The 21,266-nt window shown below is 44.2% G+C and carries 18 protein-coding genes and 1 pseudogene; 9 read left to right on the top strand and 10 right to left on the bottom strand.

Features of this window, described 5'->3' with window-relative positions:
- Positions 1–4: 4 nt before the first annotated feature.
- From cyoA to ACTRWI_RS16855, 3 genes are all read right to left on the bottom strand, one after another.
- A complete protein-coding gene (gene cyoA / locus ACTRWI_RS16865; RefSeq protein WP_499132975.1) occupies positions 5–841 on the bottom strand; it encodes a cytochrome ubiquinol oxidase subunit II in 837 nt (278 codons plus the stop codon).
- A 753-nt stretch (positions 842–1,594) separates the two neighbouring features.
- A complete protein-coding gene (locus ACTRWI_RS16860) occupies positions 1,595–4,693 on the bottom strand; it encodes an efflux RND transporter permease subunit (RefSeq protein WP_499132974.1) in 3,099 nt (1,032 codons plus the stop codon).
- An 8-nt stretch (positions 4,694–4,701) separates the two neighbouring features.
- Positions 4,702–5,823 (bottom strand): efflux RND transporter periplasmic adaptor subunit, encoded by a 1,122-nt coding sequence (locus ACTRWI_RS16855; protein ID WP_499132973.1) that lies wholly within the window; start codon positions 5,821–5,823, stop codon positions 4,702–4,704.
- Positions 5,824–6,002: 179 nt separating this feature from the next.
- Here ACTRWI_RS16855 and ACTRWI_RS16850 point away from each other — a divergent pair, with 179 nt between their 5' ends.
- Positions 6,003–6,617 (top strand): TetR/AcrR family transcriptional regulator, encoded by a 615-nt coding sequence (locus tag ACTRWI_RS16850; RefSeq protein WP_499132972.1) that lies wholly within the window; start codon positions 6,003–6,005, stop codon positions 6,615–6,617.
- Positions 6,618–6,710: 93 nt separating this feature from the next.
- Here ACTRWI_RS16850 and ACTRWI_RS16845 read toward each other — a convergent pair whose 3' ends face one another.
- Both ACTRWI_RS16845 and ACTRWI_RS16840 read right to left on the bottom strand, forming a co-directional pair.
- A complete protein-coding gene (locus ACTRWI_RS16845; RefSeq protein WP_499132971.1) occupies positions 6,711–7,229 on the bottom strand; it encodes a lipocalin family protein in 519 nt (172 codons plus the stop codon).
- Between the two features lie 147 nt (positions 7,230–7,376).
- Entirely contained in the window at positions 7,377–8,237 is an 861-nt protein-coding gene (locus ACTRWI_RS16840; RefSeq protein WP_499132970.1) for a helix-turn-helix domain-containing protein, read from the bottom strand.
- Positions 8,238–8,391: 154 nt separating this feature from the next.
- Between ACTRWI_RS16840 and ACTRWI_RS16835 the strand changes: the two genes are divergently transcribed.
- The 3 genes and pseudogenes from ACTRWI_RS16835 to ACTRWI_RS16825 form a co-directional block, all read left to right on the top strand.
- Complete coding sequence (locus tag ACTRWI_RS16835) at positions 8,392–8,562, top strand: hypothetical protein (RefSeq protein WP_499132969.1); 171 nt, start codon at positions 8,392–8,394, stop codon at positions 8,560–8,562.
- A gap of 103 nt (positions 8,563–8,665) precedes the next feature.
- Entirely contained in the window at positions 8,666–8,872 is a 207-nt protein-coding gene (locus ACTRWI_RS16830; RefSeq protein WP_499132968.1) for a hypothetical protein, read from the top strand.
- Positions 8,873–8,935: 63 nt separating this feature from the next.
- Positions 8,936–9,331, top strand: a pseudogene (locus tag ACTRWI_RS16825) (amidohydrolase family protein); the annotation flags it as partial.
- A 2-nt stretch (positions 9,332–9,333) separates the two neighbouring features.
- Here the strand turns inward: ACTRWI_RS16825 and ACTRWI_RS16820 are convergent.
- The gene (locus ACTRWI_RS16820; RefSeq protein ID WP_499132967.1) at positions 9,334–10,527 is read right to left on the bottom strand and encodes an MFS transporter; all 1,194 of its coding nucleotides are present in this window, start codon (positions 10,525–10,527) and stop codon (positions 9,334–9,336) included.
- A 186-nt stretch (positions 10,528–10,713) separates the two neighbouring features.
- Here ACTRWI_RS16820 and ACTRWI_RS16815 point away from each other — a divergent pair, with 186 nt between their 5' ends.
- The 5 genes from ACTRWI_RS16815 (at position 10,714) to ACTRWI_RS16795 (ending at position 18,140) form a co-directional block, all read left to right on the top strand.
- Positions 10,714–11,481, top strand: coding sequence for an ABC transporter ATP-binding protein (locus ACTRWI_RS16815; RefSeq protein ID WP_499132966.1), 768 nt, complete (start codon positions 10,714–10,716; stop codon positions 11,479–11,481).
- Positions 11,482–11,498: 17 nt separating this feature from the next.
- Positions 11,499–12,410, top strand: coding sequence for an ABC transporter substrate-binding protein (locus tag ACTRWI_RS16810; protein ID WP_499132965.1), 912 nt, complete (start codon positions 11,499–11,501; stop codon positions 12,408–12,410).
- Positions 12,411–12,439: 29 nt separating this feature from the next.
- Positions 12,440–14,407 carry a Fe(3+)-hydroxamate ABC transporter permease FhuB gene (gene fhuB / locus ACTRWI_RS16805; protein WP_499132964.1) on the top strand — a complete coding sequence of 656 codons (1,968 nt, stop codon included), beginning with the start codon at positions 12,440–12,442 and terminating at the stop codon, positions 14,405–14,407.
- A 241-nt stretch (positions 14,408–14,648) separates the two neighbouring features.
- Positions 14,649–15,605 (top strand): GntR family transcriptional regulator, encoded by a 957-nt coding sequence (locus ACTRWI_RS16800; RefSeq protein WP_499132963.1) that lies wholly within the window; start codon positions 14,649–14,651, stop codon positions 15,603–15,605.
- A gap of 378 nt (positions 15,606–15,983) precedes the next feature.
- Complete coding sequence (locus ACTRWI_RS16795) at positions 15,984–18,140, top strand: TonB-dependent receptor (RefSeq protein ID WP_499132962.1); 2,157 nt, start codon at positions 15,984–15,986, stop codon at positions 18,138–18,140.
- Between the two features lie 136 nt (positions 18,141–18,276).
- Here ACTRWI_RS16795 and ACTRWI_RS16790 read toward each other — a convergent pair whose 3' ends face one another.
- The 4 genes from ACTRWI_RS16790 to ACTRWI_RS16775 all read right to left on the bottom strand — a co-directional run bounded on the left by ACTRWI_RS16790 (position 18,277) and on the right by ACTRWI_RS16775 (position 21,148).
- Complete coding sequence (locus ACTRWI_RS16790) at positions 18,277–18,933, bottom strand: hypothetical protein (RefSeq protein WP_499132961.1); 657 nt, start codon at positions 18,931–18,933, stop codon at positions 18,277–18,279.
- Positions 18,934–19,304: 371 nt separating this feature from the next.
- Positions 19,305–20,264 (bottom strand): trypsin-like peptidase domain-containing protein, encoded by a 960-nt coding sequence (locus ACTRWI_RS16785; RefSeq protein WP_499132960.1) that lies wholly within the window; start codon positions 20,262–20,264, stop codon positions 19,305–19,307.
- The gene (locus ACTRWI_RS16780; RefSeq protein WP_499132959.1) at positions 20,195–20,509 is read right to left on the bottom strand and encodes a hypothetical protein; all 315 of its coding nucleotides are present in this window, start codon (positions 20,507–20,509) and stop codon (positions 20,195–20,197) included. Before ACTRWI_RS16780 ends, ACTRWI_RS16785 begins: the two co-directional genes overlap by 70 nt.
- A gap of 453 nt (positions 20,510–20,962) precedes the next feature.
- Positions 20,963–21,148 carry a hypothetical protein gene (locus ACTRWI_RS16775; RefSeq protein ID WP_499132958.1) on the bottom strand — a complete coding sequence of 62 codons (186 nt, stop codon included), beginning with the start codon at positions 21,146–21,148 and terminating at the stop codon, positions 20,963–20,965.
- Positions 21,149–21,266: the final 118 nt, after the last annotated feature.

The raw sequence follows: 21,266 nt of genomic DNA, 5'->3' as shown, positions 1-21,266 counted from the left end.
ACGATTATCCTTGGTTTTCCGGCAAACAGTTCATTGAACCAGGGTGCTGGGTCACAACATCAGTGAACAAAAATGGTGGGACACTAGAAAACAGCGTCACAGGTTCAGCGACACTTGGTGCTGCCAGTGAACGGAACTGCTCCCAATCTTCAATGCGATCAGGGCTTGCCTTCACCGTCTCCACCCAGTTTAAAAATGCCACTTGATCAGGCAGTGCTGATGCTGTGAATTTCATCTGAGAGAAACCTTCGCCACTGTAGTTCGATGCAAAGCCTTTAAAGTCACCTTCGTGGTTTGCAATCAAGTTCAACTTGGTCACCATTCCCGGCATTGCGTAGATTTGCGAACCAAGACGTGGGATGAAGAACGCGTTCATAATGTTGTCAGAAGTTAGCCTAAATGTAACAGGGACATCTTTCGGGAACGCCACGTAGTTAACCGTTGCAATATGTTGTTCCGGGTAGATGAATAGCCACTTCCAGTCCAGCGATACCACTTCAATCACCATTGGCTGTACATCACTCTCTAGAGGCTTAGATGGCTCTAGTTCGTGTGTTGAACGCCAAGTGATGGTCGCAAGAATCGCAATAATGATGATTGGAATCGTCCATACAACGATTTCAATCTTGGTCGAGTGCGCCCAGTCAGGTGCGTACTCTTCCGTGGTATTGGTTTCGCGGTATCTATAAGCAAAGTAGACCGTCATTAGGATCACAGGGATAACGACAATCAGCATCAGAAGTAAAGCAGTAATAATCAGCTCTTTTTCCTGAACACCAACACTACCTTTAGGGTCGAGCAATGCGGAGTTGCATCCTTCGAGCATCAGGGCAGTTGCCACCAAACCAATCCTCGACAGGTTTGCTCTCGATAAAATGCGTTTATATCTTGAAGCTTCCATTAACTTTCTCGATGGTTATCCAGTCTCAAATCGAACGTTCGAGTACTGGTTATCATGGTCATTAGAATATTTGTGTGTTGAGCATGTGAAACGCTGCATCTCAAAGGGAAGCCAAATTAAGTCTAATTTTGCTTGGTAAAAACATTACCGCACGGTTAAAACCACACAAAAAACATGACTTAATTGTTACACTTTGAAATGCATTGTTACATTCGGCGCATTATGGGGAGTTGCGATTGAAAGCTCACCCAGCAAACTTGGAAACTAACCTTCCAGTTATGAAAGTTAAATAACCAAAATGAGTCGAGAAAGGGGTGCACGAGATAAGCGTGCCACATCAGCGAGGCTAACTGTGAAAAGGCCTGGTAAAGAAGCAATTGACTAAGAGACAGGTAGCCAAAAACGACCATTCTCATGAACTACATTAGAAATCACGAATTAAACAAAATGCGATCCACTTCAAACTTTTGCATTCACATATAAATTTAATGGTATTCACAAATAAAGTCATTATCGCAAGATATTCATTTTCAATATGAATGGTAAGCTTCATTTCATCATGATGGTGGGTATCGAAATAGAAGGCCAATGAGGCTAAAGCAGAGTTAAGGAGTCGTTTTTGGCGTCAAAATACTGAGACAAGTACACCCTTACTCTCCCACTTAGAGGAAAGTAAGGACGCTGGTTTATCAATTATGCCGCTTGTGGTCCCACGGTTTTACGCTGTTTTTTAGTCATCAAATGATAAACCACAGGCACAAAATAGAATGAGATAAGTGTGGTTAGTACCGTACCGCCAACAATCGCAACCGCGAACGGAGGCCAGAAGCCACCACCAGCAATAATCAACGGCATAAATCCACCGACAGTAGTGATCGTAGTTGAGCTGATATGGCGAGTACACGACATCACCGCTTCTACGACCGCATCGACATTACCAGAAGAGGCTTGTTCGTCTAGCTTCAACTCCGTCAAAATAACGATAGCTGCATTAATCGCTAGCCCCGCAATCCCAAGCATCGCTATGATCACCGTAAAGCCAAATGGGTAGCCGAAGATCCAGACAGATAACAGCCCTAACCCACCTGCCAGTGCTGCCACCATAAAGATGATGCTACTTAGCCTAAACGAGTTAAAAGACATCACGACGACCAACACCATCAACACAACCACAACGGCGACATTCGAGATAAGACTATTTACCGAGTGATCGCGCTCTGCCGACTCACCGCCAAATTCGATGCTGTAGCCCGATGGAATTTCGTAACTTTCTAATCGCTGTTGGAACTCATTGAGCACGGTTTGCGGCAAGACGCCCGCTTCAATGTAGCCCTCTATGGTGTTAACACGTTGTCCGTTACGACGAGTAATCGCACCACGACTGGTGGTCAGCTCAAGCTCAGCCAAAGTAGAAACATTAATGCCCGTTGAGTAAACCTCAGAGCTGATTGGCAAACGGATATTGCTTAAATGCGCTAGGTTTTCACGGGCTTCATCAGCAACTCGAACACGAATCGGCACAGACTCACTGCCCTCGATCACAGAACCACTTTCGCGACCAATCAGAGTGGTTTGCAACATGCCAGCAAACTGATTCAGTGAAATACCGTTGAGTTTTGCCGTGTCTTCATCGACCTTCAGCCACACCTTAGGCGTACCCGGCTGCAAGGTTTCTCGCGTATGAGTTACATGAGGAACACCCGCTAGAATCAAGCGTACATCTTCACCGATCGCTTTTAAGGTATCGAGGTTTTCACCGTAAACACGCAGCTCAACTGGCGCCGTAAATGGAGGACCTTGGTTAAGCTTACGTACCAAGATTTGTGCTTCCGGTACCTCTTCATCCAACACCTTTTGCAACTCAGGAATCAGCGCGTTCGCCTGAGTAAAGTTTTCAGTTTTGACCATAGCTTGCGAGAAGTACGGCGCGTTATTTTGTCTTGCTAGTAAGTTGTAATAGAAAGACGGGAAGTTTGCACCCACCAGCCAATCAATACGATCCACTTCTGGGTAACGATGGATGATGTCGTCTATTTTTTCCGAGGTACTCTTGGTCGCATAAATACTGGCTTGAGGCGGCATGTATACCTGAATCTCAAACATATCTCTGTCTGATGGCGGGAAGAACTGCTCAGTCAGCTGAGACATGCTCCAGTAGCCAGTAAACGGCACCAACAATACCAACGCAATAGTGATGATTGGATGTGTGACACCAAAACGGACTGAAGATGAGAACCAACGTGTTAATGCGGGAATTCTTAAGCCAGTCATGTACCAATGGTGCTGTCCTTTCTTGTCCACATCACTGAGTTGTTTCGGCAACAACCTTGTCGCTAGGCCAGCAATTAAGGTGTGCGAGATAATATAAGAACCGATCAATGAGAAAGAGACGGTAATCGCAATACCACCGACAAATTCTCCAGACGCACCCGGCATCAAGATAATCGGTGCAAACGCCAAAACCGTTGTCAAGGTTGAGCCTAGTAAAGGTACCCACAAGTGCTTCAGCGAATTCATCGTCGCTTCTGCTCTGTGCTGCCCTTTCAATCGATAGGCCTGAATCGTATCAACCATCACCACCGCGTTATCAACCATAATCCCGAGCGCAACAATCAAGCCTGTTACTGACATCTGGTTGATTGGCACACCGGTCATTTTCATGATCGATAGCGTAAGTAGTGAAGTGAGTGGCAGCGAAATAGCCACTAATATTGCGGCGCGGACGCCTAAGGTCACCAACAATACAATCAAGATCAAACCGAAACCGATCATCAAGCTTTTGCCTAAATCATCTAGGCGAGTTTCGGTATAGCCCTGCTGATTGAACAGCACGGTGACATCGATATTGCTTGGCAGCTCTTGTTGAAACTTGTCGATCAACGCATTCGCACGTGAAGTCCAATTATCAACCCGAAGAGCAGGCTGCATTCGCGCCGCGACGATCACACCCGGTTCACCATCAATAATGGCAATCTGATCTTGTGGGTTTTTCTCACCACGCTTAACCGAAGCTATGTCTTCCATGCGGATGATGTGACCATTGCTATCCGTCGCGATAGGGACTTGCTTAATACGTTCAATCGAATCAAGCTCCGATTCAATCTCTAAACCAAATCGAGAATAAGCACTGACCAGTTCACCCGCCGAGTTTTTAGCATCTGCCCCTTCCAGCGACTCTGCGATGTTTGAACTAGAGCGACCAAGCGCTGCGGCATCAGCAGTTCGTAGACTTATCTGAATTTCTTCTTGAGGCATCCCGTATTCATCAACAAACTCAGTGCCTGAAAGGATTCTCAACCGCTTAGCCAGTTCTTTGGCATAACGCCCCAGCGTTAAGCGATCAGGCTCCCCCGCACCAGACCAAGTCAAAGAAGCAATGGTGGTGAAAGCATAGGTATGGTCACTGTCGAGATCGGGAGAATGGGCACCCGCAGGTAAAATGGATTCGATATCAGACAGCTTGTCACGTGCTTGCGACCAAACGGGTTCAGGCTCGGTGATCGTGTCATCAAGCTCAAGCGTCACAATAGACACGCTCGGCCTTGAGGTTGATCTCACCAGTTTAACTTCACTCAGCTCACGAAGCTTATTCTCGATAATCTCTGTAACCAAAGTTTCCACTCGTTCGGCACTGGCGCCTGGAAAACTCGTCGTGATATTCGCATAACGGTTGATGATCACCGGATCTTCTGCACGCGGCAGCGTCATGAAGGCTGAAATGCCACTCACCATCAGCAGCGCAGTCATTAAGATCAACAGTCGGGTATTGGAAATAGTCTCTATGATTTTCATACCATTCCCTATTCAACAACAGTACTTACTGGCTTCACAGTTTGGCCCGGAACCAAGCGATGTAAACCACTCGCAATAACCTGCTCACCATCTTCAATCGCACCACTAACGTATGCTTGTTGATTGTTAGCAAACAACACCTGAACACTTCTACGTTCAACCTTGTTGCCATCGCCAATCACAAAGATATTCCACACACCGCGCAAGCCATCAATCAAGCCAGTTAAAGGAACCCAGTAGCCTTGCTCCTCAACTTGTTCGTCAAATTGAAGGTAGGCCAGTTGTCCTTCCAATACCGAAGATTGCTCCGGAAATAGGTAGCGCAATCCAACACTGCGAGACTGAGTGTCGACCATCGCCCCCGGATTCAATAGCTCTACTGCATAATCGTTACGTCCAACTCGGATACTAGGAGCAGAGAGTGACGTGACCTTTTGCATTTGGTGGGCTGGAATACCAATAAAGGCTTCTTTGCCTTCCGATGCCAATAGAGTAAACGTTGGATTACCGACATTAACCACATCACCTAGCGAGACAAATCGAGTGGCGATAGTGCCAGAATAAGGGGCAAGAATCGTCGACTTCACTAGCTTGAGATCGTTACCTTTTAGCGAGGCGTCAATGCGCAACAAGTTCGCTTGCAATACACGCTGCTCACTGGTTAACGAGTCGATTTCTGCTTCGGCACTGAAACCTTTTGCTTTCAGTGAACGTTGACGCTTTAAGTTCGCCGCAACCAGGCTCAATTGCGCTTTCACTTCTTCAGCTTGTGCTTTCAATTGGCTGGATTCGGTCTTCAACAGCTGAGTATCTAACTTGATTAACGGTTGACCTTCTGCGACTGTGTCACCGACATCCACCAGAATCTCGTTAACTTTCCCAGCCAATTCAAAGCCGAGATTCGCCTGTTGGCCCGCTTTTACCACACCGACATATTCACGTTGTACTTCGTATGATGGAGAACGCTCTAGGGCGACGGTTTCTACCGTTAACACTGTCGAGCCAGCACTGTTCGATTCGGCAGTACTCGCTGCATCGGAAGTTGTCTCGGCTTGTGTGCTTTCACCACACCCAACAAGAAGAGTCGACAACGCCACGGCTACTGCGCTTCCCTTCATCAATTTATACATACTCACTGTTCCTATGCGGTACTCAATTATGTTCTTTTTTTAGACTAACCAAACCAAACTAGACTGTCCAGTTTGATTGTGTTAAATATAAGTATCATCGTTAGTGATTGATAAAACCATCACAAAAAGCATAATGCTAACGCACAACGAGTTAGCACTAGGTAGCGAGAAACAAGCACGTGACGAAAATCATCAAAAGTGAACAGAAGAGATCGCAGATCTTAACCGCAGCAAGTAAGCTTTTCTCTGAACATGGCTTCAAGATCAATATGGATCAAATAGCCAAAGCTGCGAGCGTTTCCAAGCAAACGGTCTACTCTCACTTTAAAAATAAAGACGTGCTTTTTGAAACTTGCATGCAAACCAAATGTGCCGAGCGTGAACTGAGCCATTCAGCCTTTGATATGGACGCCACTTTGGAAGACGAATTGGTGAAGTTTGGTGTGAAATTTCAGGACTTATTGCTGGATGACCAGTCACGACAAACCTTTCAGAATGCGGTCAGCCAATCCAACACACACCCAGAGATCGCCTCTATCTATTTAGAAAGTGGCCCTCAAAAAACCACAAAATTACTCGCCGATTACCTGCAATCGAAAATAGATTCTGGTGACCTTACTTTGTCGACGTCTAGTTCACCGATCATTGCAGCTCGCCAACTACTGCTGATGTTTCATGGCAAATCAGCCTATTGGTCGTTCTTCGGTCATGATAGCGGTGAATCCGATAAAGAAAGACTCAACTACACGCGTGAATGCGTTACACTTTTCTTGAACGGAAACCAGCCTCGTTAATTGTAGCTCTATCTTTGAATAAAAAGGCACAGAGAAATTTATCCTCTGTGCCTTATCAATCATCAGTCACTCTCAGCAATAACTGCGAACGGTTTATTGGGTATGTTCCACAATGATCAGATTATCAGTATTAAACCCACGCTCTTTCGACATCGCTTTAAACTTCTCCATCACTTCTGGTGCGACTTCAGGCTTTCTTGCGAGTAGCCATAAGTAGTCAGTGTCGGGCCCAGAAACGAAAGCGTATTGGTATTCTTCCTTTTCCAATTCAAACACCACATAAGCACCATAAAACGGACCGAAGAACGACACTTTTAAGTAACCTTGGTCGCTACCTTCAACAAAGTACGCTTTACCTTCTGCCTCATTCCATTCGCCCTCTTCAGCCGAATAGCCACGGTTGATCACTTTCACGCCGCCATCATCGCGTAGGCTGTATTCAGCGCTCACATTACTTAAGCCGCGCTCAAATGAGTGGTCTAAACGAGCCACTTCGTACCATTTCCCTAAATATCTATCCAACTCAAACTGCTGAACTGGCTTTACGGTTTCTGGCATGCCAACGCATCCACCCAATAAAATCACACTCAGCAGCAAAAGTATTTTCTTCATTCTAACCTCAACTTGTTTTAATCGTAATACGAGTAAGTCATTTGAGTCTTAACTTACGTCCTTGTTAATACGTGAACCCCACTAGCATGGTTCATATAACATTAAATTATTCAGGCATTTATGGAAATCGTTTCGTTGTTGAATGAATCAAAGCCGCTTCATTGACTCTCGATATTGAGTCGGCGTGACCTGCTTATAAGATTTGAACTGGCGATTGAAGTTAGCTTGGTTGTCATAACCGACTTTCTCCATAATTAGATTCACAGGCAGAGATGTATTTAGCAGTAAATCACACGCCACATTTAATCTAATTTTCTTCAACCGCTGACTGAAGTTCTCGTTGTAGTGCTTTTGAAACAAACGCCTGACACTACTTTCACTAATATACAAATGGCTAGCTAAGTCATTTACGGAAATGTCGTGAATAAAATGATTCATCAGAAAGGCTTCGACCTTATCTAGTTTGTCGCTAACTTCGTCTTCTTCAATCGAGTTAAAAGTTGGGTTAATTAATTGCACGACTTCTTGGTCATCAATCAGTAGAGCAAACAGAGAGAATAGAGTCAGTAACTGTTGATGAGGCGGCTGATCCATCACCTTATCTAGCAGTTGTGTTGCCCTCTCAGCGGTACTAGGAGAAAACTGCAATCCTTTATTTGAGTCTTCTAGCAGTGTGCGTAACGGTTCAAGTTCACGACAGCAGGCTATCAACGGCTGAATCCAATCTTTACGAAACCAAATCACATGGGTTTCGCAAACACGTGAGTCATCACTGCTCTCTTCCGAATAAATGGCATGAGGCAAGTCTGGGCCAACCAAAATCATATGGTTATGGAACACATCGCTTTGGTGATGGCCGACAAAGCTATGCCCCGAGAAGTGACGATGAATCGCTATCTCATATTCTTCATGTCGATGCCAACCATAACTCTTCCTGCCTTCAACGATTTTCTTGTAGCGCCATGACGCACCAATCCTTTGCGGCACCTTTTCTAAGTAACCTTTCATTACGACACTCTGTGACCCTCTAATATTGAAAGTATACCCGTCAAACCATTTAAGTGAGCACTTTGACTGAAAAGTATTGGATATTGCATTAACGGTACTCATCCAACTTTATCCGCTAAATATACTGCAGGTGAACTTAATCAGGAGAGCAACTATGGACACTTTATTATTACAAATACGCGATATGATTCATGCCACACGTCAGCAGTGGATCGGAGAAATCACCTACAGCCATAATATTAAAGGTAACCAAACATGGAAACTTTATGGCTATCACTCATACACCGAGTACAAGAATGATTTGCTGAAAAGTTTGAAACAATAACCATGATGAAAGGCATACCAAAACCACAAGGCGGAGCCTACTGAAAAGATCCTACAAGCGGTAAGCTCAATGACACCTTACTGGACAACGCTGGTGACCAGTCATGGAAATGGCGTGGAACAGTCAAAGCGAACTCTTCGAACAAAGTTACCAAGGCTTAATGTACGGACTTGAAGAAGCGGCCGCGCACGGTATCACCACCATAGGTGACGGCGTAGTTCGAAAATCTTTAGATGCCATCGAGAGCGTACGTAAGCAAGGTTCGAAAAAGCCATACACGCTAACTCACGTTGAATTGATCGATGATTAGGATGTTCCACGATTTAAACAACTCGGCGTAACCGCGGATTTCCAAGTTGGATCAGACTACGTCGCGCAACATGACCACGAATGGGCTAATGCCTTCTTAGGTGCAAGACGCGCGAGAGCCATGATGAACCTCGACGCAATCCTCAAATCGGATGCCAATATCACCTTAAGTAGTGAATGGAACATGCACGACACCAACCCACTGGTTGGCATCGCGAATAGCTTAATCATGGAAAAGACCGGTCTAACCGATATCTACACAGCCATCGATGCTTACACCCTCAACGCAGCTAAAAGTCTAGGGATTGATGATATTACGGGGACAATTGAAGTTGGGAAGTCTGCAGATTTCGCCATTCTAGATAAATATATCACCACCTTATCAGCAAGAGGCATTGCCAATACTCAAGTGTTGATGACGGTACTGCGTGGCGATGTGGTGTATACGCATAACGATTAAAACTAGCCTCGTTCTAAACCTAAGGAACTGTTTTTATAGGATACTGAAAACGATGTGGCAAGAATGAGTGTGGCAAAGATCAGACACAAATAGATTGGGTATAGCGGATGGAGAGTTGCGGTGAACGCCAGCACCGATGCGACTCCATAGCCAAGTGTGTGAGACATCGAAATGAAGCCTGCGGCAGCACCCGGGGCTTCATTTTGTTTTTCAGTCGCAAATACCGTGTATGCAGGAACAAGCAGCGCAGCACCAATGGCCGTCAACATCATCGCACCACCAAACACCCAGATATTAGGTATCAGCAACACGATAAACCCAAGCACTAAACATAATGCGCCAAAGCGATACATAGTTGTGGGCGTCAATTTGCTTTTCTTAACCACCAAAACTTGAGTCGCAAAAGTACACGCTGCACTAATAGTTAATAATACGCCAATCGCATCACTCACTTTTTCAGTTGACCAACTAGTAACAGCATAAATGAATGGCGAGAAGCTATATTGCGTTAATGCCACTGTCGCACAAAGCAACAGCCCGCTCGACAAAAACACCCATAGCCCTTTTGGGGGCAGCCACGATGCGCTCTCTCGCTGGGCCTGCTTGGTACTTAGCATTGCCGGTTCAGGCAAGATAATAGCTAAGACTATCGCAACACACGGCAGTAGAATCATCAACATGAGCGGTGCGAAATAAGAAAATTTGAGTGCCACAATAGAGATGAGTGGGCCAATCAATCGACCAGCACTCAAACCGATACTCACCGATGTTATCGCCTGCAAACGGTTCTTCTCACCACACAACAATATTGCCCAGTGCTGACTTGCCGGTACCAAACCTGCGACCGTGCAGCCATATAGAATTCGCGCGATGACTAGCCCGATAAAACAGACAATGTATACGCGATCACTATGGCTATCCGATTGAAAACACAAGCCATTCATTGCAAACAGTGTCAATAACGCAAAGCTAACCGCCATTCCAGATAACGCCTGTAACACCACTTTCTTTGGGCCATGTTTATCACTGTACCTTCCCCAAAAAGGCGCGGAGGGCAAAAACAACAAACTTCCAATCGCGATAAATATTGACCACGTAGGTAAGCTGAACGCAGAGTGTTCAACCAGAAACGGTAAGGAGACAAGTAAGCCGTTTTGTCCTATGCCCATCAACACCGAAATCAGACTAATTGCCACTAAATGAAATTTTTTGTTTTGTATAACGGACATAGTATCGAGATTGATTAAGCTATTTTTGAAAGCAAGTGAGTGGGAAACAACATGAATAGCAGTAAACTAATTGATTTAGAGAATGATTATCATTTGTTTTTCATTATGTTACATTAACGGCTAGTAGCCTATAACTCAACTTCATATTTCACTATGTACAAACTTACCAATACCTCGTTCGAAATCGACGGTAAGAAGATTCTCTCCCCAACCCAATTAACCTTTGAGCCTAAAAAGGTCACCACATTACTTGGCCATAATGGATGCGGTAAATCGACTCTCATGAAACTACTGAGTCGACAAAATGCCCCAACCCAGGGAGAAGTCTTCTTCAACGAACAACCACTGTCTTCATACAGTAACCTAGAGTTTGCACATCAAGTCGCTTACCTACCGCAGCATCCACCTATCACTGATGGTGTCACCGTTCGTGAGTTAGTTTGCTTTGGTCGCTACCCTTGGAAAGGCGCATTTGGAAGATACACTAAAGAAGACTACCAAATTGTCGATGAAGCTATTGATAAAGTAGGCTTGAACGCTTTTTCAGATAGATTCGTTGCAACCCTATCGGGTGGTGAGCGACAAAGAGCTTGGGTCGCCATGCTACTTGCCCAACAAAGCCAATGTATTTTATTAGACGAACCAACATCGGCACTGGATGTTGCCCACCAATATGAGCTACTGGCTTTAATTCGAGAGCTTAACCAATCACTAGGTCTGACCGTGATTATGGTACTTCATGACGTCAATATGGCGGCAAAATTCAGTGACCATCTTATTGCTCTTCACTCCGGTGAAGTGATCGCTTCTGGCTCTCCGAAAGAATTGATGACACCGGAAACGCTGAACAAAATCTACGGCATGGAGCTGGCGCTATTCGACCACCCTGAAACAGGGCAACCAATCAGTTATATCCCTTAAATGACGAGGAATCTGTTATGAAAAAGTTCATGGCGCTACTGTCTGTCTTATTCGTATTTAATGCTTACGCGCTAGAGAGCCCTCATGCATTAGAAATCACACACGAAATGGGAACCGCTTCTTTCGAAACAACCCCTAAAAAAGTTGTGGCGTTAGATTGGGTCCTTTCAGAAACGGTACTCAGTCTTGGTGTTGAGCTAGAAGGCATTGCCGATGCCAAAGGTTACCAACAGTGGGTTGTGAAGCCAGAACTGAACCAAGATGTCACCGATGTTGGCTCTCGACGTGAGCCTAACTTAGAACTATTAACTAAGTTGAAGCCTGATGTCATCCTAATTAGCGAACACATGGCTTCGGCTTATCACCAACTCAATAAAATTGCTCCGGTGTTAGTGTATAGCGTTTACAGCCAAAAGAAGCAGCCGATTGAATCTGCAACTGCGATTACGTTGTCGCTTGGTAAATTGTTCGACCAAGAACAAAGAGCTCAACAAATTATTGCGGACACAAAGCAGCGATTTCACGACAACGGTGAGAAAATACAAGCAGCAGGCAATTCGGATAAGCCATTAATCTTTGCACGTTTCATCAACGATAAAACTTTACGAATTCACAGCCAAGGTTCACTAGCGCAAGCGACCATTGAAGCGATGGGTCTAAAAAACGATTGGCAGGAACCGACCAACCTTTGGGGCTTTAGCACCACAGGTGTCGTAAGACTCGCGGAACATCAACAAGCAAACGTGATACTTTTTGGTCCTTTGACTGAAAACGAAAAAAATCAACTCACTCAATCTGCACTTTGGCAGGCTATGGAATTCACCAGAACAGATTCAGTGTATGAACTTCCGAGCATCTGGACCTTTGGAGGCCTTATCGCTGCGCAAAGATTTAGTGACCACATAACAGAACTTCTGACCCAAAAATGATAGCAACCACCAAGATTGAGGGTTCAGCAGTGGCAAGAACTCACGTTAAAACAGTCGCCCTATCGGTTACGGCTGTTCTCCTTATCAGCTCGCTACTTCAGATAACCGCACCTTACTCGAAAGGCATTGGGTTGATTTGGGATACGCTCTTTCATTTTGATTCAGCGAACTACCAACACCTGATCACCCATCTCACTTATTTACCGAGACTTGCAGTTGCACTCCTTTGTGGTTTTGCATTGGCAGTCGCCGGCTGTGTGATGCAGTTTGTTTTACGTAACCCTATTGCTTCACCGACGACACTTGGTGTCGCTGCGGGAGCAGAGCTAGGTATGGTATTGGGTTTACTTTTAACCCCGACAAGTGTCGCTGTTCCTCTTTTTATCCCTGCTTTCATTGGTGGCTGCCTTGCTACGGGTTTAGTCTTTGCACTCAGCTCTTCACGTGGGTTTTCGCCACTACATATGGTTCTGGCGGGTATGGTCGTGAGCCTATTTTTAGGATCACTCAACACCATGCTACTGATGCTGCATGAGCAACAGCTCACCAGTGTATTCGTATGGGGCGCAGGTGTGCTTAACCAAAATGATTGGTCAAGCGTTCAAGTTTTATTACCCCTGATTGTCATTCCAACTCTACTACTGCTCGTCCTGCAAAGGCCATTATCTGCATTGCAGTTTGGTGATAATGTTGCCACTTCTCTAGGCGTGAACATTAAGCAAATCAAACTGTTATGTCTATCACTTGCAATCTTTATCACCGCTGCGGTAGTCAGTGAGGTGGGCTTAATTGGCTTTGTGGGTATTGTTGCCCCGGCGATTGCAAGGCTACTAGGCGTTAGATCATTAGCTAAACAAATATTAACCAGTGGCTTGATCGGTAGTTTAATCCTATTGATTGTCGATTTAGTGATTCAGCCATTCTCAGGTTTTGGTGGTGAGCTACTGCCAACGGGCGCAATGACGGCATTACTTGGCGCTCCATTTTTATTGTGGCTATTGCAACGTACTAAACTTCAATCGGACCTTAAGAGCCGTAACGAACATATTGAACAGTACAAGCGAGTTAGTACAGCCAAAACCTTGATTGCTATGTCTTTAGTATTGGCGGTTACATGTTTAATTGCGCTCACTGTGGGTAAAAATCAATTCGGCTGGAGTCTTGAGGTTCATGAATCCTTATTTGAATTGCGCACGCCACGAGTACTGGTTGCACTGTTAGCCGGTATTGGCCTCGCTTTCGCGGGTACCATTATTCAACGTATTTCAAATAACCCGATGGCGAGCCCAGAAGTGTTGGGCATAAGTTCAGGCGCTGCCCTAGCGCTGGTTCTCGGCACACTCTGGGGCAACTCGATTGGACGCGAAGAACAAATGCTGCTCGGTACACTTGGAGCAACGTCTGTTACGGCTGTAGTTTGGTTGATGGGCAGAAAGCACAACTTCGCGCCAACGCAAACTCTATTAACCGGTATCGCGCTAAGTGCAGGGCTAGATGCTTTGCTGCGCATTACGATGAGTTCAGGTAACGAAAATGCCACGGCGCTGCTGACTTGGTTATCAGGTTCAACGTATCTGGTTGCCACACAAGATGTCGTTTTACTTGCTGTTGGTGTGACAATTGTTGGTGCTATTTGCCTTTCACTTCATCGTTGGATAGAGCTTATAAACCTGGGTGAAGTGACTACCAGCAGTTTGGGGATGAACACAACCACAGTTCGCTTAGCTTTACTGTTATTGGTCGCAGCACTGACTACGCTGTGCACCATCGTTATTGGTCCTCTGAGCTTCATCGGACTGTTAGCACCTCACATGGCCCGCTCGCTTCACCAATATAGAGCGATTCCGCAAATGCTGACAGCGGCATTGTTGGGTGCGATCATCATGGTCGCAGCTGACTGGATTGGTCGTACATTGTGGTTCCCTTGGCAGTTCCCTGCTGGGCTACTTGCCTCTCTACTTGGGGGCGGCTACTTCCTTTACCTAATGAAAAAGTAACCTTTCAACAAGCCTATCAATTCCTCCTACACTTCGCTGAACTCCGAAGTGTAGGCTTATTTCAATTCTATCTTTGTCTGTTCAATCCTTTTTTATCCCCTCAACCCTCGTTTATTCTCTCAACCGACATCGCTCATCCGCAATACTAGTAATTGTTTTTTGGTTGCAGAAACACAATAAATAGTATTCGAGCACTTTTATGTTTACCATGGTTCCAATAACAAACTGATTTGTAAGCCCTATGGACATAACGACAATTACAAAGCTCCAACAAGACTTGCTGTTTAAAGTCATTGCTAGCTTAAAAGCCGAAGACGCTAAAGCTGGTAGCAGCCTCAATGAATCTTCTTTGGCACAACAATTCGAAGTTTCAAGAAGCCCAATACGCGCCGTTTTAAAACATTTGTCGAGTCAGGGCATTACCAAAGTTGTTCCCTATAAAGGTTCAGTGCTTCAAATGGATGCGGCTGATATTAAGCTAAACGTACCGACAGACGATGAACAGCCCCGCCAAGAACAACTGTACCTGAATATTTTAATGGACCTGTTTTTTGGGGAATTAAGCAGTCCCTTCTCGGAAAAAGATTTACAAGAAAGGTATGAGGCTAACCGTGGCGAAATTCAAAATGTCACCCGTCTACTGGAAAGCGATGGTATTTTCCGCCGCAGCCCCGGCTATAAATGGCAACTTGATGGTGTTCTAAACACACTTGAAAGGCATACCGAGAGCTATCGATGCCGCCTGATCTTTGAACCGGCAGGACTACTTGAGCCGACATGGAACTTGAAGCGTAGTGAACTAGAAGCATGCCGAGATCGCCATATCTACGCCATCAACAAGCCAAAATCGACTTCCGCTAGTCAACTCTTCGCACTAAGTGTCGACTTTCATGAACTGCTCGCAGCCAGCTCCGGAAACCGCTTTTTGTTAGGGATGATGCAACAACAAAATCGTCTGCGTAAGGCTACTGATTTGGTCTCTATGCATATCCAATCTTCCGTGGTCACGTCATGCCAGCGCCGATTGGACATCATGGATCTGGTTCTGGCAGGCGACAATCAAAGTGCCTCAGCAAAGCTAGCCCAACTGCTCGAAAACGATATACGAGTAATGAATCGCACCTACAACAATGTCATGAACGTATCGTGCGAACAACGAGAACAATTACTCAGCAGTATTTCAGGAAAAAACAACTAACCTAGGAGCAGCATACTTTAATGCTGCTCTCTCTTCATTTACTTTCCGTAGCCTCTCGCTCCACGCAAAAAAATACAAATTTAATCATAAACTTAAGATGAGACCAGACATAAGAGCTGGGCTTCAACGATCCTATAAATCAGACACTATTATTGCATTTGAAAATAAATTGCATTCTCATATTGTTTTTTCGCATCAGAAATACAATAATAATGATTCTTATTTAGACTAAGAGTTGAAGCAGCAGTAATAACGACTCACCAATCCGATTCGTCATTACTCACCACTCTTTTGAGTCTGGATAAACACAATAAAAAATAGAGTCACCGCGCCAAAAGAAATGTGTGCAGCCTTTCATTGATAAATGCAGAGAAAAAAATGAAGACCGAAAAAGGAAGTTTCAAGCTTTCCACCGTCGCATTAGCAGTTGCGGCAGTAACCACAGTATTCACAGCCCAAGCTCAAGAGCTAAGAACTGAAGAAAAAATGGTGGTGGTTTCTAGCCGCACGCCTAAAGCCATCAGTGATATCCCTGGTACCGTTTGGTATATCGATGCTGAACAAATTGAACAAGAGTATCGAGGTGGTAAATCACTAGGTGAGATTCTATCGGCAACCATCCCATCTTTAGATGTTAGCAGTGGTGCCCGCACTAACTACGGTCAAAACTTACGTGGTCGTAAGATGCTAGTAATGATTGACGGCGTATCATTGCAGTCATCTCGTCCAATTAGCCGCCATCTAGATTCCATCGACCCGTTCAACATCGATCGTATTGAAGTGTTGTCGGGCGCAACCTCGATTTATGGTGCTGGCGCTTCAGGTGGTGTTATCAATATCATCACCAAAAAAGCACATGGTGAAGAACTAGAATTCGAATCCTTTGTTGGCGGTTCATCTGGCTTCAACTCGAATGAAGATTTCGATTACAAAATTGGTCAATCTATCTCTGGTGGCAACGAAACGGTTCAAGCTCGCTCTTCTGTGGTTTACACAGAGACACAAGGCTTCTTCGATGCAAATGGTGATATTGCTACACCTGATATTTCACAAGGTTCGCTGCAATTTAATAAGACGGTCGACTTCTTAACCACAGTGGGTGTCAACATCACTGAGACTCAGAAACTTAACTTCCTTGCTCAATACTACGATAGCCAACAAGATTCGCCTTACGGCCTATACATTGTCGGCAGAGACTTTGTTGATGTAAGAAAAGGGTTTGATTCAGACCGCGAACATGGCACAGAGCGCATCATGTTGAGTGCTTCCTATATCGATGAGCAGTTCCTTGGTCATCAGCTGATCGCAGAAGCGTCTTATCGAAAAGAAGATCAAACTTATACACCTTATTACCAATCTTCTGGTCAACAAATTACCGACGTTATCTCACTTAAAACAGCATTAGCGAAAAGCTTTAACAAGTTCAACCTGGTTTACGGTATTGATGCTTATCAAGACAAACTGGATAGTAACCAAGCTCTGTATGATCCAACGATTGCTAATGATTCTGGCAATTTGATCAACAAAACTTATGCTAAAACAGGTCGCTATCCTGGTGTAAAAGTGAGCTCAATTGCTGGCTTTATCCAAACAGATTATGCGATAACCAATGATTGGACTGTCGAAGGTGGCTTCCGCTACCAATACATGTCTAACGAAATTGATGATTTTATCGGTTACAACCAACAAAAGAAAATTGCCTCTGGTACTGGCACGTCTGCCGATGCGGTACCAGGCGGTGAAACCAGCTACACCGTTGGTCTATTTAACTTGGGTACGATTTACCACCTAAACAACGAGTCTCAAGTATGGGCAAACTTCTCACAAGGCTTTGACCTTGCAGACCCTGCAAAATACTACGGACAAGGTGACTACACACTGGTTGGCGATCACTGGCAACTCGACGAAAGTATCAATGTGAATGATTCAAAGATGTCTGGTATTAAAACCAACAGCTTCGAGCTAGGTTACCGTTTAGAAACCGGCGAGCTAAACCTTCAAACGGCGGCATACTACTCGCAATCTGACAAGTCTGTGAGTTACAACAAGAACACATTACTTATCGAAGAAATTGATGATAGGAAGCGTGTTTACGGCCTAGAAGCGATGGCCTCTTACTGGGTACACGATAACATTCAGCTTGGCGCATCTGGCCACTATGTGATTTCTGAAGTAAAACGTGACGACAGTTGGGAAGACTTTACCGCGGGTGAAGCAAGCACATCGAAAGCGAACGCTTGGGCTGGTTGGTACGACACAGATCTATCTGTAAAACTACAAAGCCAAACTATGTTCGATTACGAAGATGCGGTTCAAAACAAGCTAGATGGTTACACCGTGTTTGATTTAGTCGGTACATATCAGCTTCCTGTTGGTAGCCTTGGCTTCGGTATTCAGAACTTATTGAACGAAGACTTCACAACTATTTGGGGACAGCGTGCTCAAATTGTGTACTCAGCACACTACGCTCCAGCGGCATACGACTACAAAGGTCGTGGACGTACTTATACTCTGAACTATCAGGTTAAGTTCTAAGGCTTGTAATAGTTCAATTAATAATTAAAGGGTTGGTATTTAGTTACAACCCTTTTTATTTGATACTAGTTTAGAGTAATCAAGTAAATATGGAGTCAGATTGTTAATATAAAAATCTACTCAAACCTTTACACGATTAAATAGCATTAAATTTAACAAGTCGCTCACTATAACCAAAGTTAGCCGGTGTGTGATTAACTTCCACTGTAATACTACCAGACAATTCTCCATCTGTTTTATAAACTGGACATGATGCAATATCGGATAAGTATGACTCTTCTGTTGGCGCTCTGAAGTAATAAATCTTTTGTAGATTACATTCACCAACCTTCATTCCCAACGCTTCAACTGCAGAACGCTGACGGTAGTAATGTGGACCGATATCAAGAAGATACTCAGGACTATGTGTATAGATCTCGCTAGTGTAGCGCTCGGTAAACTCACTCCCCGCAATAAAATGTTCATTTTCCATGCTGTAAAGCACATTCAGGTGCCAGTAGATCAACTCTGACTCATCACTGGTTGATGCGCCAGGCTTAGAGTAGACACACTGGATCTGACTATGAGGAACCTCTCGGCTCTGATTCGCTTGGATATTATTACGAAGAGCCTTGATTCCACAGCGGTGCATCGTGAAACCCTCACTCTTCATCGACTCGGTAACTTGGTTAATCGACTGATATTGAGCGTAAACCCCTTCCGGTGATTCGCCAGTGATAACATTAGTATTATCAGCATACGCAAACGAACTAAGAGAATAAATTACAGACACTAAAGCTATTGTTTTTTTCATTGTTATTTGTCCTTTGTGATTGGCGGCAGGAAAATAACCCAGAAATACAATGTGCAACACAACACCTATCAATATTTGTGATCTTGATTGAAGTAATGATCGCTTTTATGAATATTAAGGTTTGGCGTCGGGTATATTTTATAGTTAGAAGATTAAATTGCTTAGATTTAATATGGATATACAATCAGTTAGTGAGAGAAACTTAATAGAGACATGACGTTTACTATTAATAAATTTAACTTTGAAAAATAAAAATTATTAAACTATTACCAACTCTATTTATTAACTATTCTGTTTAATTATTAAATAGTATAAGGCGAGCCTAGTAGGTTCGCCTTTATTATTCATATCGTAAACTACTTTCACGACTGTTATTGAGACTCTGACAATAATAGAGATACACCAGAAAAACTTCGGAATGCATTAATCATGATGTAGAGATCTTTATCAGCCCTAGGCAACTCGCAGGTTTCAAAATTGCCAGAGCGATAAGGCCGGCAATCGTAAGTACTTTTCGTTGGCTGCGCGCCAGAACAAATATAGAGATCAGCATCCCCGACTCCATACTTGATAATGACATTCACGTCAGTAGTGCGATTTGCAGCTTTGAGCACAAACAATTTCTGTTGTCCGGACGTCGCGGCGAGATCGGCAATCAAGCTTCCTAAAGTCACCTCAGGAATATCATTGTTCGGATCGCCAACTGAACCATCAGGCAACGTATCACCAAAGTACGCAGACACGAGTGGCCAAATCTTACTCATTTTCACGCCTTGGTTTTCACAACCTCCAAAATGATGCAGCGCAATCGCTTTGTTGTTAGCAGTACGCAAAACAGGTGAACCAGACGACCCGCCAATGGTGTCACAGAAATAGCCAGTGTCGGTATTGGCACCTCCTCCCCCCGTTGAAGCTACATCAATCTGACACATTCCGGAGCCATTTGGGTCACTTTCAATTGCCAGTTCTTTCGGCTTACCAGCTCCGTGTTGAGGAATATAAATACCGTCGCCAAAGATTGGCTCCTGAGCATCTAAGCCTAGATAGCCAAACGACTCAATTTTTGAAAAATCATCAACAGTGAAAAGTGTGTAATCCAAATCATAATCAGTACTAAGTATCTTACTCCCCATGACTTTTACCGTGGTGGCCATAGAGCCTTCGCAAGTACGACGCTGATAGTTAAACCATACCTCTGTATTTCTCAGTTCTGATTTTGATGCGACACAGTGGTTATTGGTGAACATATGGTTATCTGGCCCTACCCGCCAAGCGGTACATAAACTACGCCCATTAATGAGTAGCCTTGCAACGGGGGTTGTCCAAGCCACCTTACCTGGATGAGACTCTTCCCAACAGGCAACATCTCTGCGCTCATTAACTGTTGTTTGTGCAGGTTGCCCGATGTCTCAATGAACGCTTGATGCGACAATGGGTACTCAGCTTCATTGGCAATAACGGGGAAGTGTGGCTGAACGGCAAGATTGGGCTGAACTAGGGATTGTGGCTGCGCATTTACGAACGAAGAAAAGAGACATGTTGTCGCTAACCCAAGGTTAGATAAGATTACTTTCATTGGATTTCCTATATCGATTTGTAGTGTTCCCTCCACAAACATATACGCTAACAAACAAAATGATATAAAATGCATATCAGATTTTCAGTAAAGAAATCTACACACTAAAGGTAAACTTTAATATTCAATAAGATAATCGTCATCAGTATTGATTTATACCATTCTGACTGTACAAATTTATGTGCTCGTTGAAGAAAAAATGAAACACGAAGGAATCGCGCTGTTTGCTATTCTGAAGGTATTTTCGGCAGAGCTGTACGCTTGGATATTGTCACCCTTCATAAGCTTGAAAATATCGGTGAGCAACGAGCATGCAAGCATGCACTGGAGAGCTAACCAATAACCAAATACAGGTAAACAAAAAGGGCTAGCAAAACCGCTAACCCTTCTCAGTTGAGAGTTCATTTCGAACTCCCTATTTATATTCAGCTTTCGATTATGCTGTTTTTTCATCTAAGTTTGCATCTTGCTTGTCATCAAATGACAGTTGTTCATATGCGTCACCTCATAAGATGATTCCATCAGCGACAAACACTCATTTAAAAAATTTAGTAAAAGCCCTGGCAAGGTTTTGTCCAAATCAAGTTCAGCTCTCCACAAAAGCAAAAAGGGATTGGTATCTCTACCAATCCCTTTCACAAATTCTCTTTCTACTTACAAGGCTCAATTGCCTTTTGAGCCGCAAGGCTAATCTAACGCTTACGATAAGTGACGTCTTCCAGAGTTAACATGTCGCTACTTGGTTCAACATTGAAAG

Source organism: Pseudoalteromonas sp. G5_S1_14_S5, assembly GCF_054968605.1.
This window is presented reverse-complemented; position numbering and strand designations above follow the sequence as displayed.